The organism is Novosphingobium sp. 9U (assembly GCF_902506425.1).
Classification (GTDB): domain Bacteria; phylum Pseudomonadota; class Alphaproteobacteria; order Sphingomonadales; family Sphingomonadaceae; genus Novosphingobium.
The window spans coordinates 402456-425692 of the sequence record NZ_LR732469.1 but is presented as its reverse complement, the minus strand read 5'-3'; the positions used below and the strand labels follow the sequence as shown (position 1 = coordinate 425692).

Annotated in this window: 24 protein-coding genes; 7 read left to right on the top strand and 17 right to left on the bottom strand. The window is 66.9% G+C overall.

The window, feature by feature from the left end; all coding sequences use genetic code 11:
* Positions 1-3: 3 nt before the first annotated feature.
* From GV044_RS01955 to GV044_RS01925, 7 genes are all read right to left on the bottom strand, one after another.
* Positions 4-1014 carry a type II secretion system F family protein gene (locus GV044_RS01955; protein WP_159864717.1) on the bottom strand — a complete coding sequence of 337 codons (1011 nt, stop codon included), beginning with the start codon at positions 1012-1014 and terminating at the stop codon, positions 4-6.
* Positions 1015-1033: 19 nt separating this feature from the next.
* Positions 1034-2005 (bottom strand): type II secretion system F family protein, encoded by a 972-nt coding sequence (locus GV044_RS01950; RefSeq protein WP_159864715.1) that lies wholly within the window; start codon positions 2003-2005, stop codon positions 1034-1036.
* Positions 2006-2052: 47 nt separating this feature from the next.
* Complete coding sequence (locus GV044_RS01945) at positions 2053-3342, bottom strand: pilus assembly protein CpaE (protein ID WP_159864713.1); 1290 nt, start codon at positions 3340-3342, stop codon at positions 2053-2055.
* Between the two features lie 2 nt (positions 3343-3344).
* Positions 3345-3977: a CpaD family pilus assembly protein gene (locus GV044_RS01940; RefSeq protein WP_159864712.1), complete on the bottom strand. Its 633-nt coding sequence runs from the start codon at positions 3975-3977 to the stop codon at positions 3345-3347.
* A gap of 11 nt (positions 3978-3988) precedes the next feature.
* Complete coding sequence (locus tag GV044_RS01935; protein WP_159864711.1) at positions 3989-5578, bottom strand: type II and III secretion system protein family protein; 1590 nt, start codon at positions 5576-5578, stop codon at positions 3989-3991.
* 45 nt (positions 5579-5623) lie between these two features.
* Entirely contained in the window at positions 5624-6646 is a 1023-nt protein-coding gene (gene cpaB / locus GV044_RS01930; RefSeq protein ID WP_159864710.1) for a Flp pilus assembly protein CpaB, read from the bottom strand.
* A gap of 87 nt (positions 6647-6733) precedes the next feature.
* Entirely contained in the window at positions 6734-7438 is a 705-nt protein-coding gene (locus GV044_RS01925) for a prepilin peptidase (RefSeq protein WP_159864709.1), read from the bottom strand.
* An 88-nt stretch (positions 7439-7526) separates the two neighbouring features.
* On the opposite strand from GV044_RS01925, the gene GV044_RS01920 reads away from it, so the two are divergent.
* The 4 genes from GV044_RS01920 to GV044_RS01905 all read left to right on the top strand — a co-directional run bounded on the left by GV044_RS01920 (position 7527) and on the right by GV044_RS01905 (position 10581).
* Complete coding sequence (locus GV044_RS01920) at positions 7527-8507, top strand: alpha/beta hydrolase (protein WP_159864708.1); 981 nt, start codon at positions 7527-7529, stop codon at positions 8505-8507.
* Entirely contained in the window at positions 8504-9592 is a 1089-nt protein-coding gene (locus tag GV044_RS01915; protein WP_159864707.1) for an FAD-binding oxidoreductase, read from the top strand. Before GV044_RS01920 ends, GV044_RS01915 begins: the two co-directional genes overlap by 4 nt.
* A gap of 73 nt (positions 9593-9665) precedes the next feature.
* Entirely contained in the window at positions 9666-10139 is a 474-nt protein-coding gene (locus GV044_RS01910; protein ID WP_159864706.1) for a hypothetical protein, read from the top strand.
* A 10-nt stretch (positions 10140-10149) separates the two neighbouring features.
* On the top strand, positions 10150-10581 hold the full coding sequence (locus GV044_RS01905) for a hypothetical protein (protein WP_159864703.1): 432 nt from the start codon (positions 10150-10152) through the stop codon (positions 10579-10581).
* 51 nt (positions 10582-10632) lie between these two features.
* Here the strand turns inward: GV044_RS01905 and GV044_RS01900 are convergent, their stop codons facing one another.
* The 4 genes from GV044_RS01900 to ispH are packed head-to-tail and all read right to left on the bottom strand — an operon-like array spanning position 10633 to position 14187.
* Positions 10633-11748, bottom strand: coding sequence for an FUSC family protein (locus tag GV044_RS01900; protein WP_236554611.1), 1116 nt, complete (start codon positions 11746-11748; stop codon positions 10633-10635).
* Between the two features lie 7 nt (positions 11749-11755).
* The gene (gene rnhA, locus GV044_RS01895; RefSeq protein WP_159870690.1) at positions 11756-12196 is read right to left on the bottom strand and encodes a ribonuclease HI; all 441 of its coding nucleotides are present in this window, start codon (positions 12194-12196) and stop codon (positions 11756-11758) included.
* A 16-nt stretch (positions 12197-12212) separates the two neighbouring features.
* Positions 12213-13193, bottom strand: coding sequence for a homoserine kinase (gene thrB / locus GV044_RS01890; RefSeq protein WP_159864700.1), 981 nt, complete (start codon positions 13191-13193; stop codon positions 12213-12215).
* Between the two features lie 19 nt (positions 13194-13212).
* The gene (gene ispH, locus GV044_RS01885; RefSeq protein WP_159864697.1) at positions 13213-14187 is read right to left on the bottom strand and encodes a 4-hydroxy-3-methylbut-2-enyl diphosphate reductase; all 975 of its coding nucleotides are present in this window, start codon (positions 14185-14187) and stop codon (positions 13213-13215) included.
* Between the two features lie 83 nt (positions 14188-14270).
* Here ispH and GV044_RS01880 point away from each other — a divergent pair, with 83 nt between their 5' ends.
* Complete coding sequence (locus GV044_RS01880; protein ID WP_159864694.1) at positions 14271-14945, top strand: hypothetical protein; 675 nt, start codon at positions 14271-14273, stop codon at positions 14943-14945.
* A gap of 79 nt (positions 14946-15024) precedes the next feature.
* Here the strand turns inward: GV044_RS01880 and GV044_RS01875 are convergent, their stop codons facing one another.
* From GV044_RS01875 to GV044_RS01850, 6 genes are all read right to left on the bottom strand, one after another.
* On the bottom strand, positions 15025-15774 hold the full coding sequence (locus tag GV044_RS01875) for a 1-acyl-sn-glycerol-3-phosphate acyltransferase (protein ID WP_201298993.1): 750 nt from the start codon (positions 15772-15774) through the stop codon (positions 15025-15027).
* 1 nt (position 15775) lies between these two features.
* The gene (locus tag GV044_RS01870; protein WP_159864691.1) at positions 15776-16207 is read right to left on the bottom strand and encodes a Fur family transcriptional regulator; all 432 of its coding nucleotides are present in this window, start codon (positions 16205-16207) and stop codon (positions 15776-15778) included.
* Between the two features lie 112 nt (positions 16208-16319).
* Positions 16320-16775, bottom strand: coding sequence for a MucR family transcriptional regulator (locus tag GV044_RS01865; protein WP_159864688.1), 456 nt, complete (start codon positions 16773-16775; stop codon positions 16320-16322).
* A gap of 159 nt (positions 16776-16934) precedes the next feature.
* Positions 16935-17369, bottom strand: a complete 435-nt coding sequence (locus GV044_RS01860; protein ID WP_159864685.1) for a GNAT family N-acetyltransferase — start codon at positions 17367-17369, stop codon at positions 16935-16937.
* 26 nt (positions 17370-17395) lie between these two features.
* Positions 17396-18013 carry a tRNA (adenosine(37)-N6)-threonylcarbamoyltransferase complex dimerization subunit type 1 TsaB gene (gene tsaB, locus GV044_RS01855; RefSeq protein WP_159864682.1) on the bottom strand — a complete coding sequence of 206 codons (618 nt, stop codon included), beginning with the start codon at positions 18011-18013 and terminating at the stop codon, positions 17396-17398.
* Positions 18014-18033: 20 nt separating this feature from the next.
* Complete coding sequence (locus GV044_RS01850; RefSeq protein WP_159864679.1) at positions 18034-18621, bottom strand: NifU family protein; 588 nt, start codon at positions 18619-18621, stop codon at positions 18034-18036.
* A gap of 114 nt (positions 18622-18735) precedes the next feature.
* On the opposite strand from GV044_RS01850, the gene GV044_RS01845 reads away from it, so the two are divergent.
* On the top strand, positions 18736-21705 hold the full coding sequence (locus tag GV044_RS01845) for a pitrilysin family protein (protein ID WP_159864676.1): 2970 nt from the start codon (positions 18736-18738) through the stop codon (positions 21703-21705).
* 134 nt (positions 21706-21839) lie between these two features.
* Complete coding sequence (locus GV044_RS01840; protein WP_159864673.1) at positions 21840-23213, top strand: class II 3-deoxy-7-phosphoheptulonate synthase; 1374 nt, start codon at positions 21840-21842, stop codon at positions 23211-23213.
* Positions 23214-23237: the final 24 nt, after the last annotated feature.

The window sequence follows — 23237 nt, the reverse complement described above, 5'->3', positions numbered from 1 at the left end:
ACCTTAGTTCCCCGCCGGCCCGCCACCCGAGAAGGCATCGGCGATCGAGCACGCCGCCGGGCCGAGGATGACCACGAACAGCACCGGCAGGATGAACAGGATCAGCGGCACGGTCATGATCGCGGGCAGGCGCGCGGCCTTTTCTTCGGCCCGCATCATGCGCTCGTTGCGGAATTCAGCGGAGAGCACGCGCAGGGCCGATGCCAGAGGGGTGCCGTAACGCTCCGTCTGGATCATGGTGGTGACGACGCCGCGCACCGAGTCCAGATTGACGCGATAGGCCAGGTTCTCGAACGCGGAGCGGCGATCGGTCAGGAACGCGAGCTCGATCGAGGCGAGCGAGAACTCGTCGCCCAGCTCGGGATAGGCGCGGCCCAGCTCGCGAGCGACGCGCTCGAACGCGGCGTCGACGGTGAGGCCGGCTTCGGCGCAGATCACCAGCAGGTCGAGCGCGTCGGGCAGGCCCTTGCGGATCGCGTCGGTGCGCTTGGAAATCTTGTTCTGCAGGAAGATGTCGGGGCCCTTGTAGCCCAGGCCGACCGAGGCGGCGAAAACCATGAAGCGCTTGAACTCGCCCCATTCCGGCCAGTATTCGACCCAGTAGATCAGTGCGCCCATCAGCGAACCAAGCACGATCGGCGCCACCAGCCGGGCGAAGATCACCGCGACGGCGTATTCCTTCTTGCGGATACCGGCCTGGAACAGCTTTTGCTGCACCGTCTTGATCTGGCTGTCCTGCAACATGCGGAACTTGCCCAGCATGTGCGTCAGCTTGTCGGTATGCTGATTGCGGCGCACCACGCTCTGGCGTTTGCGCGGCGCGACGGTGATGCCGGCCTTCAGCTGCTCGCGCCGCTCAGTCAGCGCCTTGACGCGCTTGGTCATCGGATCGCGCACGGTGATCGCGGCGTAGATCGCCAGGATCACCGCGCCAGCGGCGACGGCGACCAGGATCGTGCCGATGAACAGCACGTCGAAGCCCAGGATGGTCGGACCGGCAGGTTGGGTCAGCATGATGTGGTAACGTCCCCGCTCAGATCTCGAAGCTGACCATCTTGGCCATGATGAAGGCGCCGATGCTCATCCAAACCATGCCGCCCATGCCGGCGACCATCAGCCGCTCATCCTGGAAGAACTTGCCGATGTAGCCGGAGTTGACCCAATAGATCATGCCGAACACGATGAACGGCAGCGAGCCGACGATGTAGGCTGAGGCCTTCGATTCCGAACTCATCGCGCGGATCTTCAGCTTCATTTGCGCACGCTTGCGCAGCACGTCGGACAGGTTCGCCAGCGTTTCGGCCAGGTTGCCGCCGGTCTCACGCTGGATGGCGAGCGTGATGCAAAAGAAGCTGAATTCGGCCATGTCGAGGCGGTTGGCGGTGTCCTGAAGGGCGTCCTCCATCGACTTGCCGATCTTGATCCGCTCGGTGATCAGCTTGAACTCTTCGCCGACAGGCCCAGGGACCTCGTTGGCGACGATGCCCAGCGTCTCGGAGACCGGAAGGCCGGACCGCAGGCCGCGCACCAGCAAGTCGATGGCGTCAGCGAACTTGACGGTGAACTGGGTGTTGCGCTTCTTGATCAGGTAGTTGACCACCATGTGCGGCAGCCCGGCGCCGGCAAAGATGCCGACCACCAGCGCCAGCAGCGGCGCGCCCGACTTGATCAGCACCAGCGCGCCGACCAGCACGAAGATCCCCAGCGAGACTAGGATGTACTGCTGCAGCGTCCAGCCCTTGCCGGTACGGTGCAGCCGCAATGCCAACGCCTCGATGCGCGAGCTGGAGCCGGCAACCTGGTAGGTCTTCGGACGGCGCGCGGCGACGGCCTTGCGCATCTGCATCTCGACCCGCTCGAGCGCATTGTCCGAGTGCCGGAAGCGGACTTGCTTCAGGCGGCGCGTCGACTCCTTCTTGGGCGAGGGGCCCGCGAACGCCGCCCACACCATCGCCATCGCGCCGGTCAAGCCAAGCACGGTCAGCAGGAGTTGGAGCAAGTTCATGGCCGGGTTCGCCTTTCGAATTCAGATCAGGATCGCTTGGGCAGGGCTCAGCGCCCCGCCTTGGCCTTCGCCTTCGGCTTGGGCGCGGCAGCGACCTTGTCCTTCTTGCCCAGCATGGTCTTGAAATCGAACTTGCTGAGCAGTGCCTTCTTGGGAGCGGCCTTGTCGCTCTCCTCGCTGGCGCCGACGACCAGTTGTGCCAGCTCACGCATGGCGGCACCGGCCTTGCTGGCGCGGTTGGCGTGTACGAAAGTCTGGCCGAGCTTCGCCGCGTTGCTCGATGCCTTGATGTCGTACGGGATCGACAGGCTCAGCTTGCGCTCGATCGAGGCTTCGAAATCGGCCTTGGTGATCTCCGAGAACGCGGCCTGGACCTTGTTGGCAGCCACGATCACTTGCGCATGCGGCGCGTTGGACTTCAGCCACGAGAGCAGGCGGATGGAGTCGCGTGCCGACGCCAGCGTCATCTCGGTCGCCAGCACCACCACATTCACGTCGGCGAGCAGCATCGGAAAGTTGACCAGCATCGAGCGCGGCAGGTCGATCACGGTCATGTCGAAGGCGGAGCGGAACTCCTCCTCCAACTGCAGGAACGCGCCGCCGTCGGTTAGCAGCGGCGTGTGGATCGGCGCCTCGGCCGAGAGCAGCGCGAGGTTGTCGTTCGCGCGGATCATCGCGCGCTCAATGAACAGGCCGTCGATGCGGCTGGGGTTCTCGATCGCGTCGGTCAAGCCACGGCCGGGCTCCAGATCCAAGCTGAGCGCGCCGGTGCCGAAGTGAATGTCCAGGTCGAGGAGGGCGGTCGAAAGCTTGTCCTCAGCGCTGAACAGCCAGGCGAGCGAGGTTGCGATCGTCGATGCGCCGACGCCGCCCCGCGTGCCGACCACGGCGGTGGAGACGTGACGCTTCTCGGCGCCCGTATCGACCGACTTGGGATTGGCGAACGCGGTCTGCGCCTCGGCCAGCGCATCGCGCACGGCGGCAGGAGACAAGGGCTTCAGCAGGTAATCGTGAATGCCGCTGGAGATGAGGTCGCGATAGAGGCGCACGTCGTTGACCTGGCCGACGGCCAGCACCACCGTGCCCGGCTCGCAGACTTCGGCCAGCGCGTTGATGTCGTTCAGCGGATCGCCGCTTTCCGACAAGTCGACCATCAGAATGTTCGGGCTCGCCGCGATCGAGAGGGACTGCACGGCACTGCGCAGGCCACCCTTGTTGCACTTCTCGGGCTGCCAGCCCAGCTCCATTGCGAGCGGGCGCAGCACGTCAAGCGAGGCGTCGTCGCACAAGTAGGCGGCGAAGGGATCGCGCGAACCGGCTTTCCAGGGTGCATTCATGATCAGTTCCCCTTGGTGCCGCTGGCCTTGAGCTCGGCAGAGCCGCTCGGCGTCTTGGCGCGATAGGCGTTGATCGCCTTGTTCGAGCTCATGATCGTGGTGTCGCTCTGCGATCCGTCGCCCTTCACGAGGTGCTCGGGGTTGGCGATCATCGCGGCAAGGTTGCTGTTGGTGGCGCAGCCGTAGTTACGCGACAGCCCGTTGTGGAAGTTCGCGTCCGAATGACCCGACCAGTCGGGGCAGCCATGGACCACCGCCTTGCTGCGCGTGACGACCACGCGGGTGGTGCCCGCCTCGACGAAGCCGGTGCTGACCGGAACCGTATCGCTGACGTTCAGGCCGTAGCGCGAGGCGAGAGCGTCGATCGTGCCGCGCGTCTCTGGGCTCTGCATCGGGTCCTGCAGTGCAATGGTGTCGCCATAGCGCAGGCCCAGCTCCTCGAACCAGCCGGCGAGCCGCTGCTGTTCGGGGTACGATAGGCCGCCGTTGCCGGTGGCGAGGTCGAGCGTGTAGTTGACGCGCTCGACCACCGGCTCGTGGACCGAGTTCATCGAGCGGTTGGTCGGCATGCCGGCACACCCAGCGAGCGATGCGCTCAGGGCAAGGGCGGCGATGGAGAGGATGTGGTGCTTCATCGTCGATCCCTTCAGAACTTGGTGGCGAAGCCGGGCGCGGCGGAACCCGCGTCGGCGGAGCGCTTGGCGGACTTGGCCTTCTTACCGTCGGCGGCGGGCAGCGTGGTGGCGGCGCCGATGCCCGGCGCCTCGGTGGCGACGGGCGCGGAGGTCGGGCGTGAGCGGCCCGACTTGCTGCCGACGGACGAGTCGGTTTCCATGTTGCCCAGGATGCGCTGCAGATCGTCGGGCGCGTTGAAGCCATCGGTCGGCAGCGAGATCTGGCTGCCGTCCACCGGGTTTACCAGGTATGGCGTCACCACGATCACCAGCTCGGTCTCGCCGCGGCGGTAGCTGGTGGAGCGGAACAGCGAGCCCAGGATGGGCAGGTCGCCGGCGCCCGGAAGCTTCTGAATCGTGTTCTGCGAGTTGTTGCTGAGCAGTCCCGCGATCATGAAGCTCTGGCCAGAGCCGAGTTCGACCGTGGTCTCGGTCCGGCGCACGGTGATGCCCGGGATCGAGTAGCCGTTCAGCACCACCGACCCTTGCGTCGTCAGCTCCGAGACTTCGGGGCGCACGCGCAGTGAGATGCGGCCGTTAGACAGCACCGTGGGGGTGTACGCCAGGCTGACGCCGTATTTCTTGAACTCGACCGACGTGGCGCCGAGGCCCTGCGAGATCGGGATCGGATATTCGCCGCCTGCCAGGAAGTCGGCGGTCTCGCCCGACAGCGCGGTGAGGTTGGGCTGAGCCAGCGTGGTGACGAGGCCGATGTTCTCGCCCGCGTCCAGCGCGCCAAGGATATTGAGGCCGAACAGCTTGCCGGCTCCAGCGAGAGTTGTCAGCCCGTCGACCCGCGTAACGTTGGAGCCCGGGATGGTCACGGTGGCCCCGGTGATCGGGTTGATGCCGGTGGCGCTGACGCTGGTTCCGATGCCCAACGGAGCGCGTGGGTCCGCGTTGAAGGTCGTGCCCGGCTGGCGACCCTGGCCCAGGCCAAACTTGAAGCCGCCGGTGCCGTCGATCGTGGTGAGGTTGGAGTTCAGCTGCTTCACCAGCGAGCGGCTCACTTCGGCGAAGCGCACCTGCAGGTTGACCTGCAGCGGCGTCGCGGTGCGCACGCGGCTGATGACGTTCGCTTCCTTGCCGACGAAGGCCTGCACCAGGCGCTCGGCCTCGGCGCCGTCCTCGGGCGACTTGACCGTGCCCGTCAGCAGGAAGGTGTTCGAACCCATCGTCGAGACGCCGATCTTGGCGTCGGGCATGGCCATGCGCAGCATCGAATCGACGCTGTCGAGATTGGAGCCGACCCGCACGTTGGCGGACCACACCACGTCGCCCTTGGCGTTGCTGGCGTAGACGGTCGTGAGGCCGCCACCCTTGCCGAACACGTAGAGCTGGCGCTGCGACTTGACCTGCACGTCGGCCACCGCGTCGTTGGACACGAACACGTCGGCCATGGTGCCCGGCAGGCTGACTAGCTGGCCAGAGCCGATCGACAGTTGGATGTCCTGCGCCGGGCGGATCACCGCCTGTGCGGCAGCCGGAGCGGCAGGCACCAGCGCCAGGGGCGCGGCGGCACATGCGGCGAACAACGCATTCCTGAGAAGACGGAAGGTCATGGCGTTACCCTTCTGGGCGAAATGAGGCTGGTTGAGGCGGCGCATTTACTTGCCCGCCGCTTCGGCAGTGGTGGTCTTGCCGCGAGTGACGCGGACCACCGGACCCATGTGGACCACCGGGGCCGCCGCGACGCCGCTGGACGGTGCCGCCGGAGCCGACATCATCGGCGCGGCGGGAGCTGCGGACGATGGCGGGATGTAGCGCGAGGGCTGGAAGCGCGAGACGTCGCCGCCGGTCACGAAAGTCGTGCTGCCCTCGATCGGGTGGTTCATCGCCTGGCGCATGAGCTGGTCTTCCTGCTCCTTCGACGCGCCTTCGGGTACCTTCAGGTCACCACTGGCGAGCACGCGCTCGAAGTCGGCCTGGTTGTCCGCCAGCGGGCGCAGGCTGAGGCTGAGCTGGCCGACGGTCTCGGCGACCGAGATCTTCTCGGCGATGCGCGGAGTGACTTCGAGGGTGACGGTGCGCGAGGTCTTGACCACGCTCTTGCCCTCGACCGTCTCGGTGGCGGTTGCCTGATCGGTGGCGAGGACGCGCACGTTGCGCAGGATCGTCTCGGCTGCCTTCAGCTCCTGGTCGGCGCCGCTCTTGACCGACTGGGTCAGCATCAGATCGACACGGTCGCCCGGGAACACGAACCCGCCGACGCCCGAGGTGTCGGAAACGGGGATGGTGATGGCGCGCATGCCCGGCCCGAGCGCGGCGGCCAGGAAGCCGCGGTCGCCCGGCGCAACGAGCGCACCTTGGGTCAGCGGCTGGCCGGCGGTGATCGGATAGCGGACCACGGTGCCCAGCAGCTTGCTCATGTCGGCCTGGCCGTTGAGGAAGTAGGCGTCCTGCACCAGCTCCTTGGGCCAGTCCTGGAACGAGACCGAGTCGGCGGTGATGATCGTGCCGGTCGGCAGCGCGCGCTGCGCCACCAGGACCTTGGGGCCGACCGGAGTCACCGGAACCGCCTCGGCCGTGGGCGCAACCGCGCCGCCGGAGAAGACGGAGCGGGCCGCAAAGGCCGTGGTCACTGCAATCAGCAGCGCTGCGACGAGCAGCAGCAGCTTCTTCTTATCCATGGCTTGGCAGCCCCCTGAAGATCCCCGAGTTGATCCGTGCTACTTGGGGCAAATTGGTAAAGATCGGGTTCACTCTGGCTCTTATTCTTACGATGCCGCCGCAAATGGCCCTGAGATCATATTCTGGCCGAGCACCCAGAGCCCTGCCGCCGAGATCGCGACACCGTAAGGTATGGAAATCGCATCGCCCTGGCGGCGGAAGATGTGGCGCAGGCCAGTGGCGAACACCGCCAGCAGCGCAATCCCAAGAATCGCCGCGGCCCACGCTCCGGGCAGCAGTTCGGTAACCTTGTCGAGCGATCCCGGCGCGATCAGCGAGCGTCCGGTCGCCGCCGTATAAGTCACGGCGCAGGCGCCCAGCACCCAGGCCGCCGCGGTCACGGTAGAGAGTGCGTTGCGCAGCGTTTCGTGGGGCGCGGGGCGCATGTTGGACACCGCCATCGCCACCGAGGCCGCGCCGCCGATCACGCCCATGATGACGATCAGCTGCACGAAGCTGCCCGGCACGAACCATAAGGCTAGGGCGCTCAACAGCTTGACGTCGCCCCCGCCCATCTGGCGCACGGCATAGAGGGTGCAGGCGGCCACGAAGGTGAACAGCGCCAGCACGAGCTGGAAGCCTACGGCCACCCAGTCGAGTCCCGCGGCCAGCCAGTACAGCGGCGCGCACAGGGCGACGGTAAGGTTCAGCCAGTTATCGATCTCGCGCCGGCGCAAGTCGGTCACCGCGGCGACCAGCAGCGCGGTTGCCAATGCGGCCAGCAGTGCGTACGAAATCCAGCCGCCCGCCATCTCTATGAAGCTCCCTGTCACGGGGCACCGCACTAGCGAACATGACTTACCGAACAGTAACCAAGGCACCCCTCCCGGCGTCTGCGCGATGAGCCCGGCGGACGGTCCCGGACCTGCAGACCCAGCCGAATACGACGGCCGCTCGATCCCGGCACATGCGCGGGAGGAGACCTGGCGCGCGCGTGACGGCCATGCCATTCGCCGCATCGACTGGCCGCAATCGGGCCCGGCGCGCGGTGCGCTGCTGTTCGCGCCTGGCCGCGCGGACTTCTACGAGAAGCACTTGCCCGTGCTGCACGGCTGGCATGCGGCGGGCTGGCACGTCACTTCGATTGACTGGCGCGGGCAGGCGCTTTCGGGTCGACTCGGTGCGGACGCGACGACCGGCCATGCCGATGACTTCGCGCCCTGGATCGCCGACTTCGAAGCGTTCTGGAACGATTGGCGCGCCAGCGTGCCGGGTCCGCACGTCGCCGTCGGCCACTCGATGGGTGGGCATCTGGTGCTGCGCGCACTGGCCGAGCAGCGGGTCCGGCCCCAGGCGGCAGTGCTGGTTGCGCCGATGCTGGGGCTCAATCCGGGCTGGGCGCCCTCGGCCCTGCTGCATCCGCTAGGCCGCGTGATCGCCGGAATGCGCGGGACGCGCACGCCCGCCTGGAAGTGGCAACGAGGGCCGCTGCCGCTCTCGAACATGCGCATGCAGATCCTGACGCATGACGAAGTGCGCTTTCAGGATGAGGACTGGTGGTACGAACAGCGGCCCGAGCTTCCCCTCGGTCCGCCCAGCTGGGGCTGGATCGTCGCCGCGCTGGCTTCGATCCGGTCGCTGGAGAAAGCGGGGCAGCTCGAGCGCGTGGACTTGCCCGTGCTCCTGCTGGGCAGCACCGCCGACCGACTGGTGTCCTGGCGCGCCATCCGGCGTGCCGCCGCGCGCCTGCCCCGCGTCGAGCTGGTGACTTTCGGAGAAGAAGCGCGGCACGAGATCCTGCGCGAATCCTTGCCGGTGCGCGTCAGGGCGCTGAACGCCATCGCCGAGTTCCTGGACCGGACGGCACCGGTTCAGCCATGACCGAGCGCTTCGACATCGTCGTCGTGGGAGCAGGCATGGCCGGCGCCTCGATCGCCGCCGAGCTTGCCCCGCGCGCCAGCGTGCTGGTGCTGGAGGCAGAGGATCGCCCCGGCTACCACACCACTGGCCGCTCCGCCGCGTTCTGGACCGAGAGCTACGGCGGGCCCGGCGTGCAGCCGCTCACCACTGCGTCCGGCCCCGCGCTGCGGGCGCTCGGCGTGCTTGCCCCGCGCGAGGCGCTGACGATCGGCACCACCGATCAGATCGGCGAGGTCGAGCGCTTCGCCGAGACGTTCGCCGGCATCGGCGTCGAAGTGCAGCGCCTCGACCGCGCCGGACTGGAGGCGCGCATTCCCGGCCTCAAGCCCGCGTGGACGCATGGCGTGCTGGAGCCCAGCTGCAGCGACATCGACGTGGCCGCGCTCCACCAGCACTATCTCGCAAGACTGCGAGAGGGCGGAGCGCAGCTGTGGTGCCGCGCCGACTTGGCCTCAGCTATGCGCCAGCCGTCCGGCTGGTCGCTGACGCTGAGCGATGGCCGCGCCGTCACGGCCGAGATCCTCGTGGACGCGGCCGGCGCCTGGGCCGACTCGGTCGCGCGGATCGCCGGCGTCGCCCCGCTCGGCATTGCGCCGCTGCGCCGCACCATCGCCCAGCTGCGGGTCGATCCGGTGGTTCCGGCCAGCCTGCCGCTGGTGCTGGACGTGGCCGAGCGCTTCTACTTCAAGCCCGATGCCGGCCGCCTCTGGCTCAGCCCGCATGATGAAACGCCCAGCGTGCCATGCGACGCCGCCGCGGAGGAGATCGACGTGGCACTCGCCGTGGAGCGGTTGGGCGGGGTGGTCGACTGGACCGTCGAGCACGTCGAGCACCGCTGGGCCGGCCTGCGCAGCTTCGCGCCCGATCGCCTGCCGGTCTACGGCTTCGACCGCGAAGTGCCCGGCTTTCTCTGGTTCGCCGGGCAAGGCGGCTTCGGCATCCAGACCGCCCCCGCTGCCGCCCGTCTTGCGGCCGGCCTGGTGCTGGGCGAAGTATGGGGCGACGTCGATCCCCAGCCGTTCGCGCCAGGGCGATTTGAGCGCTGACGCAGACCGCATGGAGCTAACGCCCCGGCAATTGGCATGCTTCGTCGACGTGAGCCCGAAGAGGCAGAGTTCGATGATGCGCTTGATCGCTCCATGCCTAGCCATTTTGATCGTCGGCGCCTGCGGAAAGGCCGATCATCCTGCGATCGAAAGGATCGAGATGCGGCGCTCGGGCTGGGTCGCTGAAGATGTGACGATCAGCTCCGCAGGCTCCGGTACATATCACATCAACGAACCGCCCTTGGCTGCGAGGAGCGGCACCTTCAAAATGACGCACCGGCAGTTCTTGAGGTTCCTAGCCACCCTGGAGCCTTACCGCGCCGAAGCTGAAACGTACTCGGACCAGAGCGCTTGGCGGTTTATAAGAGGCACATGCCCAAGTGAGGTGCCAAAAACGACTGATATGGGTGCCATGTACATCCGTTGGAAAGGCCCGAGGTATGACGCGCATTTCCTGATGGACTTTGGCTGCGATGCCCGCCGTAACGCTGCCCGGAACACTAGGATGCACAAGATCTTCGAACAACTGCCGCTGCCGCGCCCTTGATTGATTTTCGATGTTGACCATTTCCGCGCATCTCTGCGGCAACAGCGCCCATTGTGCTTCCCTGGATCAATCGCCCGTTCACGCCTATGTTGCGGTTATTCGCGACAACAGGCATTCACAGCATATGAGATGGCTCGTGCTCGCAGTGCTGGTGGTCGTATCGGGCTGCAACACCGCCACCAACAGCTTTGCCGTTGAGGATGAGCAGGGCATAGTTAGTGGAGCAAACCTTCTGCTTTGCGGCGCCAAGGTTCCACTAAGACGAACGGGTAAGCAGCTTCTTGTTAGCTACGCAATAGACTGCGAAGCGACCGGACATGTCGCTCTTACTTACACGTCAGGCGAGCAACACGATTGTCTCGTCGGTTATGTAACCCAGGGAGCAGTCCAGAGCTTCACATTTCGAGCCACTAAGAAGGGGTGTGTGGCAGCCCTGCGCTGACGTCCGCTTTCTCACTCCAAAGCAGACCTAAGCCTTGTCAACCGCCAAACCTCACTCCGACCCGGCTCCGCTCTCCGACCGAGCCTCAACGCCTCGCCGCCCACTCACCGCATGCCACACCAGCAGCACGGGCTCGAGCAGGGCCATGCCCAGGAGGATGCTGATCAGTCGCTGCACGCCGGGTCGGATTTCGGCGGTGGCGTAGCTATCGGGGACGAGCACGACCAAGATCGCCAGCGTGAACTGCAGGCCGATGTAAGGCGCGCGGGTGCTGCCGTTTTCGATGTGGCGGCCGATCAGGATGCCCACAATCGTCCCGGCGACCAGCACCGGCACCGAGCCCTCCGCGACCAGCAGGATGGCCAGCGCCAGCGCGCTGCCGCTGAGGCAGCCGATGGCGCGGTGGAGCAGGCGGCGGCTCACCGGCACGAGGCCGCTGGTGCCCAGGCCCGTGGCCGGCACGATCATCACCGCCATGATCGTGACGCCCGCTTGCGCCAGCTCGTGAATGCCGGCGAAATGGTGGAGCAGCGGCAGCAGCGCTAGCGTCACGCCCGCTTGTGCCGCGTGGCGCGCCGCGGCCGGGTGCCAGTACATGCGCCGCGGCGTCTCGATCGGCGCCGCGTTCGCCCCGGGCCGCGTGAACAGGCGAACGGACAGGCTGACTGCCACGCAGGCGATCGTGCCGGCGACCACTTCCAGCATCCGGGTCTGCGAGAACGCGTGCGTGTCCAGCGTGGGATGCTCCAGCTTGTCGAGCAGGATCATCTCGAAAGTCAGGCCCACCAGCAGCCAGGCATAGGCACGCCGCGCGGTCAGCATGCCATAGAGCGCCACGGTGCCCACCAGCGCCGCGCATGCCATCGCCAGCGGGAGCGACCGCGCGGCGAGCGGCACCACGGCCAGCGCCAGTCCGGCTCCGAAGCCCGTGCCGACGATGCGGAGCACGCCGCGCAGCATCGTCTCGCGCGGGTCTCCCTTCATCAGCACGAACGCGGTGAATGCCGCCCAGGCGACCATCCGCGCGCCGATCGCATGCGCCAGCAGGATGGCGAGCATGACCGAGGCGATGCAGGCCCACTCGTCCGCCATGCGCGGGCCTGGCGTGACCAAGGCCCGCAGCTCGGCGGCGAGCTGGCCCGGCAAGGGTCTCAGGTCGACCGGCAAGACGCTTTCAGCGGCCGCCCGCCGCCAGCGCGGCGTCGCTGGCCAGCTTGTCGGCGCGCTCGTTCTCGACATGGCCGTCGTGGCCGCGCACCCATTTCCATTCGACCTTGTGACGGTGGCAGGCGTCGATCAGGTCGTGCCATAAGTCGGCATTGCGCACCGGCTGCTTGCTGGCGTTGACCCAGCCCTTCTTCTGCCAGCCGTGCACCCACTTGGTCATGCCGTCGATCACGTAGCGGCTGTCGGTGCACACGGTTACCTCGCACGGCTCGATCAGCGCGTTGAGCGCGCGGATGACGGCGGTCATCTCCATGCGGTTGTTGGTCGTCTGCGGGTCGCCGCCCGAGAGTTCCTTTTCGTGCTTGCCCATGCGCAGGATCACGCCCCAGCCGCCGGGGCCGGGGTTGCCCTTGCAGGCGCCGTCAGTGAAAATCTCGACTTGCTTCAAGGAACTGGTCGCCGGCTCAGACATGCTCGAAGAGAGCGGCATTGCAGTCCTCGCCATAGAAGGCAAGCCTGCGGGCGAAGGCCAGCGGGTCCTTGGGCGTGACCAGCGCGTCCGCGGGCGTGTTCATCCAGTCGTAAGCGCGAGTCGCCAGGAACCGCAGCGACGCGGCGCGGGCGAGCAGGGGAAGGGCGGCGCGCTCCTCGGCCGAGAGCGGGCGCAGCGATTGGTAGCCCTCGAGCAAGGCGGCCGAAAGCTGGGGCAGGAAGTGCCGGCCATCAGCGCTGAAGCACCAGGCGGCATGAGTCACCGCAACGTCGTAGGCGGTGACGTCTACGCAGGCGAAGTAGAAGTCGATCAGCCCGGCGACCTTGTCGCCCAGCATCAGCACGTTGTCGGGGAACAAGTCGGCGTGGATGACCGAGTGCGGCAGGTGCTCGGGCCATTGGCTGGAGATCAGCGTCAGTTCCCGCTCGACCAGGTCGGCAAGGCCAGGGTCGAGCGCGGTCAGCCCGTCGCGCCCACAATCGCCCAGCAACTGCGCCCAGGCCGTGCGACCCAGACCATTGGCGCGCTCGCCGGGGAAGTCGCGCCCGGCCAGGTGTATCTGCGCCAGCGCTTCGCCCACTGCGCGCGCCTGGCCGGCGGTCGGTTCGCTGACCGAAACGCCGGGCAGGAACTCGATCAGCGCCAGCGCCTTGCCCTCGTAGAGGCGAAAGGATGCGCCCTCGCGGTCGTGGATCGTGCGCGGAACCGGGCAGTCGCGCGCGGCAAGGTGGTCCAGCAGGCCGAGGAAGAACGGCAGGTCGCCGATCTCGGTGCGGCTCTCGTAGATCGTTAGGATGAAGCGCCGCGCATGTTCGAAACACTGTGTCTCGATCAGCCAGTTGCTGTTGGACACGCCTTCCGCAATGCCCTTGGCCGAGACCAGCGTGCCGACGTCGAACGCGGCGATGATCCGCGCCATCTCCTCGGCGCCGAGCCGCGTGTAGACTGCCATTGGCCCGCTCCCTGGTGCTTCAGTCGGCGAGTTGGCGGGGCAGCTTGAAGATCATCCGCTCGCGCGCGGTGACGATCTCCTCGGCGCTGACCTCGCGCAACTCGCGCAGGCGGGCGAGCACTTCCTCGACCAGAGCTTCGGGAGCGGAAGCGCCGGCGGTGATGCCCAGCGTCGCCACGCCGTCAAGCCAGGCCGGATCGATGTCGGTCGCGCGCTGGATCATGTGCGCGGGCTTGCCGCAGCGCTCCGCCACTTCGACCAGCCGCAGCGAGTTGGAGCTGTTGGGCGCACCGATCACCAGCACCATGTCGCACTGGGGCGCGATCTCCTTGACCGCCGCCTGGCGGTTGGACGTGGCGTAGCAGATGTCCTCGGCCTTGGGCGCGACCACGCCGGGGAAACGCCGGGTGATCGCCTCGATGATGGCAGCGGTATCGTCGACCGACAGCGTGGTCTGCGAGAGGTACGACAGTTGCACGTCCGGACCGATCGACAGCGCGGCGACATCGGCTACCGTCTCGATCAGCGTCATCGTGCCTTCGGGCACCTGGCCGAAGGTGCCGATCACTTCGGGATGTCCGGCATGGCCGATGAACAGGATGTGCCGCCCGGCCTCGATCTGGCGCTCGGCCTGGCGGTGGACCTTGCTGACCAGCGGACACGTCGCGTCCAGCCAGTCGAGCCCACGCGCGGTAGCCTCGGCGGGCACGGCCTTGGGTACGCCATGCGCGCTGAAGATCACCGGCACGCCGTCGGGCACTTCGTCGATCTCCTCGACGAACACGGCGCCCTTGGCCTTGAGGCTGTCGACCACGAACTTGTTGTGCACGATCTCGTGCCGCACGTAGACGGGCGCGCCATAGCGCTGGATCGCGCGCTCGACGATCTCGATGGCACGGTCGACACCGGCGCAGAAGCCACGCGGCGCGGCAATCAGCAAGTGCAGCGGCGCGAGATCCGCGGAGGTCATCGGAGCAGGAAAGGGCGCGTTCATCCTGCGGCCTCTAGCGCTTTGCCGCGCGCCTCGCTAGGGCAAGCGCATACTTGGCCATCTTGGCTGACCCGAGGATGTCTCGCATGATCGCACGCCGTCTGCCCGTTCCCACCTTGCGCGCCGTCACCGTCGCAGCGCTGCTGGCCGGGACTCTCGCAGGCTGTGCGAAGCGCGGCGACATCGTCGTGGACGAAGGCGTGGGCATCACCGCGATCCGTTCGCGCTGCCCGGCCGTCGGCATTCCCGACTACACCGGCGACGTCACCATGTTCCGCGCCCCCGGCGACAAGACCGCGGCCAACATCGACGTCGTCGCGACGATGACCAACGTGCGCAGCCAGTGCAACGAGGAGCAGGGGGAAAAGGTCTTCGCAACCGCCACGTTCGACGTGCTCGCTCGCCGGTCCGATACGGGCGGCGCGCGTCAGGTGACGATACCCTACTTCGTTTCCGTTCTGCAGGGCGGCAATACGGTGGCCAGCAAGCGCATCGGCTCGATCACGATCAACTTCGCCGCCGGCCAGGAGCGCGCGCAGGCTAAGGGTACCGCATCGGCTTACATCGACCGTGCGGCGGCAACCTTGCCCGAGGACATCCGCGAGCGCATCACCCGCAAGCGCAAGCCTGGGGACACCGACGCCGCGGTCGACCCGCTGGCGGACCCGCAGGTCCGCGCCGCAGTGGCGCGCGCCTCGTTCGAGTTGCTGGTGGGCTTCCAGCTGAACAACGACCAGCTGGCGTACAACGCCACGCGTTGATCCCGGGTAGGACGCTCCAACCCACCTCCGTTCGTGTCTCGACTGCGCTCGACACGAACGGGAATGAGGGAAACTCGCCCTAGGTAGTGCCGAGAGCGCTCGCCTCGATCGCCTCACGAGCAGCCGCTGCGATGGTCTTGCGATCCTGGCGCTCTTGCGGTCCGAGCGGAGCAAGCATGTGCAAGGTCACCTGAACCGGCCTCGCACGCGCCAGCACGCGCGTGAAGTTCGCGAGCCCGCCTTCATCACCGAACCAGGCGATCTCGCCCGCCTCGGCCCCATAGTCGATCCACACCGGCTGGATCGCAACCGTCTGATCGCCGCCATCCACCGCCGCCAGCAGTGAGGACTTGAACGGCAGCAGCGTCACGCCGTCATCGCAAGTGCCCTCTGGAAACAAGGTGAGCACCCCGCTCTCGTGCAGGCCCTCTTGCACTTGCTCGACTTGCCCAGCGACACTGCCGCGCTCGCCCCGGGCGATGAAGACGGTGCGGTTCAGCCGGCACAGGAAACGCAGCGCGGGATTGCCGGCGAGCCCGTCATGCGCGACGAACGCGGTGCCGGTCGCCCCGGCCAGCGCCAGGATATCCATCCAGCTGAGATGATTGGCGATCAGGAAACACGGCGCCGGCGCTCGTTCTCCGAGCACGCGCAGCCGCGCCCCGACGATCCGCAAGGTGCCGCCCAGGAATAAGCGCGGCACCCAGTTGCGGCCGGGCAGAATTGCGCGCAGGCCGTAGAGCGCCAGGCACAGCGCCAGCCACCCGACCAGCGCTGCGCCGCGCAGGGCCAGGCGCAGCCGGCCGGCCACACCTGTGCCGGGGCTCATCTCAGCGCTCGCCGCCCTCGCGGCCGATCTTGACGCCGAACAGCTCCATGCGGTGATCGACGAGGCGGAAGCCGAGGCGCTCGGCGATCTGCCGCTGCAGCGACTCTAGTTCCGGGTCGACGAACTCGATCACGTTGCCCGTCTCGACGTCAATCATGTGGTCGTGGTGTGCCTCGGGCGCGGCTTCGTAGCGTGCACGGCCGTCGCCGAAGTCATGCCGGTCGAGGATGCCGGCCTCCTCGAACAGGCGCACGGTGCGATAGACGGTGGCGATCGAGATGCCCGGATCGATCTTCGCCGCACGCTCATGCAGCTTCTCGACGTCAGGATGATCGGTGCTCTCGGACAGCACCTTGGCGATGACGCGGCGCTGCTCGGTGATGCGCAGGCCACGCTGAGCGCAGAGAGCTTCGATGTCGATGGGCTGGTGCACGTCGTTTTCCTAGGGGTTGCGGCGAACGCGCTGCGGCGGCGCCGTCCCATCTAGGACGACGCCGCCGCATTCACAACTATTGCAACGATGGTTCGGCTATTGAGCCCGCCGTTCAGGCGGGGACGGCCGGCGCAGCCTTGGCGCGGCGACCGCGACGGGCATTGGGCTTGCGACCCAGGCCGATCTTCTTGGCCAGTTCGCGACGCTTCTCGGCATAGTTGGGGGCGACCATCGGGTAGTCGGCAGGCAGGTTCCAGCGCTGGCGATACTCTTCGGGCGTCATGTTGTAGTGCGTCATCAGGTGACGCTTCAGCATCTTGAGCTTCTTGCCGTCTTCCAGGCAGACGATGTAGTCGGGCTTCACGGAGGCGCGCACCGAAACGGCGGGCTCAGGCTTCTCTTCCTGCACCGGCTCGCTGCCGCCCAGACTGGCGAGTGCGCCGTAGACGTTGGTGATCAGCGAAGGCAGATCTTCCAGGGGGACGTTGTTGTTGCTGACATGAGCGGCCACGATGTCCGAAGTCAGCGTGATCAGTGTTTCGCTCATGTCGGTTTCGATGTTCTGCATATTGACCTCTAGATGCGACCATAGGTTATGGGATTGCACAAGCTCGTTCGCTTGATGCACCGCCATTGAACCACTCGGCCCGCGATGACAACACTATTTGATGTGATTTAAGTGTAACAGCTATGTATCGTCACAATCGACAGAATACCGCGTAACTCTTCAGGCGATTTCACAGGCAAAGGTGATCGCGTCGATACGCGTGCCAACAGGAGTTCGGTAATAATCGCGCCTTTCGCCGATCACGCTGAAGCCGAACGTGCGATACAGCCGTTCTGCTGGATTACCGCGGCGCATCTCCAGTAAAAGCCGCCGCGCTCCGCGCGAACTTGCAGCGCTGGATAGCGCGACCAGCATGGCGCGCCCGACACCGCAGCTGCGATACTCTGGCACGACGCCGAACAGCAGCAGTTCCTCTTCTTCGAACCCTGTGCGCGACAGCGAAAAGCCGACTGCGCGTTCCTGCGCGCTGACCGGTGCACCATCGGGTGCGGCGAGGTAGGCGTGGCAGTTACCCAGCAGTAATGCGTCCTCGACTTGGCGACGAGTCCAAGCTTCGCCATAGGCCGGGTCGAACGCCACGGCCATGATCGCCATGATCTGGTCGACGTCGTCGCCGCAGGTCATCGCGCCGCCACCTTCGCATCCGGCGGTCGGCCATACATGGGGGCGGGCGATTGCAGGTCCCCCTCGCTGAGCAGCGCAAAGGCGCGCGCGTCCGGCCAGAGCTCGATCGAGCGGCCGGTGCCTCGGGCGGCGACCAACGCCGCCGCCTGATTACCTGCGACGAGATCGTCGGCGCCGGCCGCCGCCACGTCCGGGCGCAGGGAGCCGACGGGGCTAACCTCGCCGCCCTCCGCATCGTAGCGCGCGACGAACCACTCGCCATGGCCTCCGGTCATCGCCACGGTGATGGGGAGGGCGCCCGCCTGCGCGCGGGCCATCGCCGCGACTAGTGCCGGCGTCGGATAGCCGAGGACTTCAGCGCCCCACGCAAGTCCTAGCGCCCGCGCCGCGGCGATGCCTACGCGTACGCCGGTGAAGCTGCCGGGCCCAAGGGCGACCGCGATCCGTGTCGCCCGTCCGCGTTCGGGCAGCGCCGCGATCATCGGCACCAGGTTCTCGGCATGGCCACGCCCGAGCATGCGCCATTCGCCAGCGACGCAATCGCCGCCCTCGAACAGCGCGACCGAGCAGGCCTCGGTCGCGGTATCGATGACCAGAGTGCGCCCGGCGTGCATGCCCAAGGCCTAGCGGATACTCAGGCGGCGCGCACTTCGGTGACTTCGGGCACGTAGTGCTTCAGCAGGCCTTCGATGCCGTGCTTCAACGTCGCCGAGGACGAGGGGCAGCCCGAGCAGGCGCCCTGCATCGTCAGGAACACCACGCCCTGGCGGAACCCGCGATAGATGATGTCGCCGCCGTCATTGGCGACCGCCGGTCGCACGCGCGTGTCGATCAGGTCGCGGATTTGCGCGACGATGTCCGCGTCCGCAGGGTCGTCCGCCTGACCGTCGAGCAGGTCGTCCTCGTCACCAGGCACGGAGAAGCCCGCCGCGGTGCCGGCGGTGAACAGCGGTGCCTGCGACACGAAGTGGTCGAGCAGTACCGACGCGACCTGCGGCTTGAGCGAAGCCCACTCGACGCCGGGTGCCGCGGTCACCGAGACGAAGTCGTGCCCGAAGAACACGCCGGTCACGTCGCCCAGATCGAACAGCATCTGCGCCAGCGGCGAAGCTTCGGCCGCTTCTGGCGAGGTGAACTCACGCGTGCCCGCCGTCATCACCTGCCGGCCAGGCAGGAACTTGAGCGTGGCGGGATTGGGCGTCGCTTCGGTTTCGATATACATGAAGGCGATGTAGGCGAAGCGTCCCTGTGGTCAAGGTGCGCCGGGCGATGATTGCGCCGCAAAGCTTTGCCTATTCACTGGCCCTTCAGCAATGCAGCCCCTATACCTTTCGCCATGCACATCTCATCGCGCGCCGTCCGCTCGCTCGCCTGCCTTCTCCTCCTCTCCACTTCGACGCTTTCACCCGTTCTGGCGCAGCAGGCTCCCGTGTCGGCAAAGCCGGCGCCTGCAAAGCCGGTGCCCGCCAAGCCTGTGCAGGGCACCGTGGCTCCGGGCAGCGCCAGCAAGGTGCCGTGGCTCTACAAGGGCAGCGACGTGCCGCCCGACTTGGAGTGGAACTTCGGCGAGCTGAGCAACGGCATGCGTTACGCCGTGCGCAAGAACGGTGTGCCGCCGGGCCAGGTCTCCATCCGCATCCGCGTCGACGCCGGCTCGCTCTACGAGACCGACAACGAGCGTGGCTATGCGCACTTGCTGGAGCACATGGTGTTCCGCCAGTCCAAGTACATCGAGAGCGGCGCGGCGATCGCGACGTTCCAGCGGCTGGGTGCCTCCTTCGGCACCGACACCAATGCCGAGACGAGCAACACGCAGACCGTGTTCAAGCTCGACCTGCCGAACGCCACGCCCACCTCGCTCGACGAGACGATGAAGCTGCTTTCCGGCATGGTCACCGCGCCCACGCTGAGCGCGGACAACCTGAAGGCCGACCTGCCGATCGTCATGGCCGAAATGCGCGAGCGCGGCGGGGCCGCCAAGCGCGTGCAGGACGCGATGCAGGAGGCGTTCTACCACGGCCAGCCGCTCGCCGACCGCTCGCCGATCGGCACCGTCAAGTCGCTGCAATCAACCACGCAGGAGAGCGTGCGCGCGTTCTATCACCGCTGGTATAGGCCGCAGAACGTCGTCGTGATCGTTGCCGGCGATGCCGAGCCGGCGCAGCTGGAAGCTTCCGTGAAGAAGTGGTTCGCCGACTGGAACCCGCCCGGCAAGGCAGTGCCGGCGCCCAGCTTCGGAGATCCGGTGGCGCCGGCCGGCGTCGACCCTAAAAATCCGATCGGCGAGGCAAAGGTGCTGGTCGAACCCGATCTGCCGGCCGGGATCAACTATGCCGTCCTGCGGCCCTGGCGGCAGGTTAACGATACCATCGTCTACAACCAGGGCCTGATGACGGACGCGCTGGCGCAGGCGATCATCAATCGCCGACTGGAAGCCAAGGCACGGCTGGGCGGTAGCTTCCTAACCGCGCAAGTGAACCAGCAGGACGTCGCGCGCTCCGCCGATGCGACCTTCGTTTCGATCACGCCGTTGGGCGACGACTGGAAGGCGGCGCTCCACGACGTGCGCGCGGTGATCGCCGACGCCCTGGTGCGCCCACCGACGCAGGCCGAGATCGACCGTGAACTGGCCGAGCTCGATGTCGCGTTCCAGGTGCCGGTCGAGCAGCGCCGCCTCCTGCCCGGCGCCAAGCTGGCCGACGACCTCGTCAACGCGCTCGACATTCGCGAGACGGTCGCCTCGCCCGAAGCGGTGCTGCGCATCTTCCGCGAGTCCAAGCCGCTGTTCACGCCCGCTGCCGTGCTCCAGCACACGCAGCAGCTGTTCACCGGCACTGTGACGCGCGGCTTGTTCATCACGCAAAAGCAAGGCACCGCGACCGATGCCGGGTTGCGCCAGGCGCTGGCCGAGCCGGTCAAGCCCGACGAGCAGGTGCGCCAGGCCGCCAACTCGGCGCCAGTCTCGTTCGACAAGTTGCCCGCGATCGGCAAGCCGGGCCAGGTCACGCAGTCGCAGAGCACCGGCTTGCTCGGCATTCAGCAGCTGGCCTTCGCCAACGGCGTCAAAGTGCTGCTGTGGCCGGTACAGGAAGAGCCCGGTCGCGTGACCGTGAAGGTCCGCTTCGGGGGCGGCTATCGCGAGATCGCGCCCAAGGACGCGCCTTATATCTCGCTGGGCGAGACGGCGCTGGTCAGCTCCGGCCTGGCAACGCTCGGCCAGGACGATCTCGACCGTATCTCGACCGGCCGCAAGATGGGCTTCGACTTCGACGTCCAGGATGCCGCGTTCGAGATGACGGCCGAGACTCGGCCAGCGGACCTTGCCGACCAGCTCTATCTCTTCGCCGCAAAGCTCGACCTGCCACGCTGGGACAAGCAGCCGTTCGAGCGCGCCAAGGCCGCGGCCAAGATCCAGTACGACACCTTTTCGACCTCGCCCCAAGGCGTGCTCAACCGCGACTTGCAGTTCTACCAGCGCGGGCAGGACCCTCGCTTCGAGACGCCGACCCCGGCCGAGATCGACAAGACCACGCCTGAGGGCTTCCGCAAGGTCTGGGAGAAGGCACTCGCCAGCGGACCGATCGAAGTGCAGATCTTCGGCGACTTCGATCCCGCAACCACCGTGGCGGCGCTGCAGCGCACTTTCGGTGCCCTGAAGCCGCGCGATCCGGCTCCGGTACCCACCGGCACGGCCGAGATCACGGTGCCCAAGCCGTCCGACACGCCGATCGTCCTGCACCACCATGGCGATCCCGACCAGGCGGCGGCGGTGATCTCATGGCCGACCGGCGGTGGCTCCGTCGGCGTGCCGGAATCGCGCCAGCTGGAGATTTTGACGCAGCTGTTCACCAACCGTCTGCTCGATGCTTTGCGTGAGAAGCTGGGCGCGTCCTATGCGCCATATGTGTTCTCGACATGGCCGGTCGACCTCAAGGCCGGAGGTTCGATCACAGCGATGGCGCAAGTCGATCCCAAATCGGTGCCGGTGTTCTTCCAAACGGCCGACCAGATCGCGCAGGACCTGATCACCAATCCACCCACGGCCGACGAACTCGCCCGCGTGATCGAGCCGCTGCGCCAGCAGATCACCCGCGCCGCCAGCAGTTCGGCCTTCTTCATGCAACAGATCGAAGGCGCCACAACCGACGCCTCGCGCCTTGCGTCGCTTCGCTCGGTCATGACCGACTACACGGTGACCACACCCGCACAGATGCAGGCGCTCGCCGCCAAGTACCTGGGCAAGGACGCCTCGTGGCGGTTGGAAGTGGTGCCGGAGAAGGACGCGAAGGTGGCGGCGCGCAAGTAGCGCCGCACATCGCCAACGCTGGGATTGCCGATCACGCTTACCAGCAAACCCGACTTTGCAATCCTTGCGCGCAGGGCGTATGTGCGCCGCCTTGTATTGCGCCGGCACCCGCCGCGCGCTGAGGAGTGAGTGACGTGGCGAGCAATTGGACACCGGAAGGCTGGAAGGCGCACGAAGCGCGGCACCTGCCTTCCTATGGCGACGCGGAGAAGCTGGGCGAGGTCGAGGCCACGCTAGCAAAGTTCCCGCCGCTGGTGTTTGCAGGCGAAGCGCGCGAGCTGAAGAAGGACCTGGCTGAGGTTGCCGCCGGTCGCGGTTTCCTGCTCCAGGGCGGGGACTGCGCGGAAAGCTTCGCGGAGTTTCATCCGGACAACATTCGCGATACCTTCCGCGTGCTGCTGCAGATGGCGGTCGTGTTGACGTTCGCGGGCAAACAGCCGGTGGTGAAGGTCGGCCGCATCGCCGGCCAGTTCGCCAAGCCGCGCTCGGCCCCGACCGAGACGATCGGCGGCGAGGAACTGCCCAGCTACTTGGGTGACATCATTAACGGTGTCGAGTTCGAGGCGGGCATCCGCACCAACGATCCGGATCGCATGCTGCGCGCCTACACGCAGTCGGCATCCACGCTGAACCTGCTGCGCGCTTTCGCGAGCGGCGGCTACGCGAACCTGCGCCAGGTTCACCAATGGACGATGGATCACATTGGCCGCAGCCCCTGGGGCACCAAGTTCGCGCAGATGGCGGACAAGATCAGCGAAGCGCTGGACTTCATGGCGGCATGCGGCGTCGATCCGCAGACCGTGCCGCAGCTGCAGGGCACCAGCTTCTACACCAGCCACGAGGCGCTGCTGCTGCAGTACGAGCAGGCACTGACCCGGCGCGATTCGCTGACCGGCGACTGGTACGACTGCTCGGCGCACATGCTGTGGATCGGTGACCGCACCCGCTTCGAGGGCTCGGCGCATGTCGAGTTCCTGCGCGGCGTCGGCAACCCGATCGGCATGAAGTGCGGGCCGAGCCTGGAGCCCGACGCGCTGCTGCGCATGCTCGACATCCTCAACCCGGGCCGCGAGCCTGGCCGCATGACGCTGATCAGCCGCTTCGGGCACGACAAGGTCGAGGACGGGCTGCCCAAGCTGGTGCGCGCGGTGCAGCGCGAGGGTCACCCGGTGGTGTGGTCGTGCGACCCGATGCACGGCAACGTCATCAAGACCGACAGCGGCCTCAAGACCCGTCCGTTCGACCGCATCCTCGCCGAAGTGAGCGGCTTCTTCGCCGTCCACCGCGCCGAGGGCACGCATGCGGGTGGCATCCACATCGAGATGACCGGCCAGGACGTCACCGAGTGCACCGGCGGCGCCATCGCCATCACCGACGAGATCCTGGCGGACCGCTACCACACACACTGCGACCCGCGCTTGAACGGCGCGCAGTCGATCGAGCTGGCGTTCAAGATGGCCGACATGCTCAAGCTCGAAGCGGTAGAGCGGCACAAGCAGGCCGCTTGAGGTCAGGAGCCGCCAGTCGAGTGA

Coding starts and splice junctions, on each gene's coding strand:
- GV044_RS01955 (WP_159864717.1), bottom strand. CDS start 1,014: ATGCTGACCCAACCTGCCGGTCCGACCATCCTGGGCTTCGACGTGCTG.
- GV044_RS01950 (WP_159864715.1), bottom strand. CDS start 2,005: ATGAACTTGCTCCAACTCCTGCTGACCGTGCTTGGCTTGACCGGCGCG.
- GV044_RS01945 (WP_159864713.1), bottom strand. CDS start 3,342: ATGAATGCACCCTGGAAAGCCGGTTCGCGCGATCCCTTCGCCGCCTAC.
- GV044_RS01940 (WP_159864712.1), bottom strand. CDS start 3,977: ATGAAGCACCACATCCTCTCCATCGCCGCCCTTGCCCTGAGCGCATCG.
- GV044_RS01935 (WP_159864711.1), bottom strand. CDS start 5,578: ATGACCTTCCGTCTTCTCAGGAATGCGTTGTTCGCCGCATGTGCCGCC.
- cpaB (WP_159864710.1), bottom strand. CDS start 6,646: ATGGATAAGAAGAAGCTGCTGCTGCTCGTCGCAGCGCTGCTGATTGCA.
- GV044_RS01925 (WP_159864709.1), bottom strand. CDS start 7,438: ATGGCGGGCGGCTGGATTTCGTACGCACTGCTGGCCGCATTGGCAACC.
- GV044_RS01920 (WP_159864708.1), top strand. CDS start 7,527: ATGAGCCCGGCGGACGGTCCCGGACCTGCAGACCCAGCCGAATACGAC.
- GV044_RS01915 (WP_159864707.1), top strand. CDS start 8,504: ATGACCGAGCGCTTCGACATCGTCGTCGTGGGAGCAGGCATGGCCGGC.
- GV044_RS01910 (WP_159864706.1), top strand. CDS start 9,666: ATGATGCGCTTGATCGCTCCATGCCTAGCCATTTTGATCGTCGGCGCC.
- GV044_RS01905 (WP_159864703.1), top strand. CDS start 10,150: ATGTTGACCATTTCCGCGCATCTCTGCGGCAACAGCGCCCATTGTGCT.
- thrB (WP_159864700.1), bottom strand. CDS start 13,193: ATGGCAGTCTACACGCGGCTCGGCGCCGAGGAGATGGCGCGGATCATC.
- ispH (WP_159864697.1), bottom strand. CDS start 14,187: ATGAACGCGCCCTTTCCTGCTCCGATGACCTCCGCGGATCTCGCGCCG.
- GV044_RS01880 (WP_159864694.1), top strand. CDS start 14,271: ATGATCGCACGCCGTCTGCCCGTTCCCACCTTGCGCGCCGTCACCGTC.
- GV044_RS01875 (WP_201298993.1), bottom strand. CDS start 15,774: ATGAGCCCCGGCACAGGTGTGGCCGGCCGGCTGCGCCTGGCCCTGCGC.
- GV044_RS01865 (WP_159864688.1), bottom strand. CDS start 16,775: ATGCAGAACATCGAAACCGACATGAGCGAAACACTGATCACGCTGACT.
- GV044_RS01860 (WP_159864685.1), bottom strand. CDS start 17,369: ATGGCGATCATGGCCGTGGCGTTCGACCCGGCCTATGGCGAAGCTTGG.
- tsaB (WP_159864682.1), bottom strand. CDS start 18,013: ATGCACGCCGGGCGCACTCTGGTCATCGATACCGCGACCGAGGCCTGC.
- GV044_RS01850 (WP_159864679.1), bottom strand. CDS start 18,621: ATGTATATCGAAACCGAAGCGACGCCCAATCCCGCCACGCTCAAGTTC.
- GV044_RS01845 (WP_159864676.1), top strand. CDS start 18,736: ATGCACATCTCATCGCGCGCCGTCCGCTCGCTCGCCTGCCTTCTCCTC.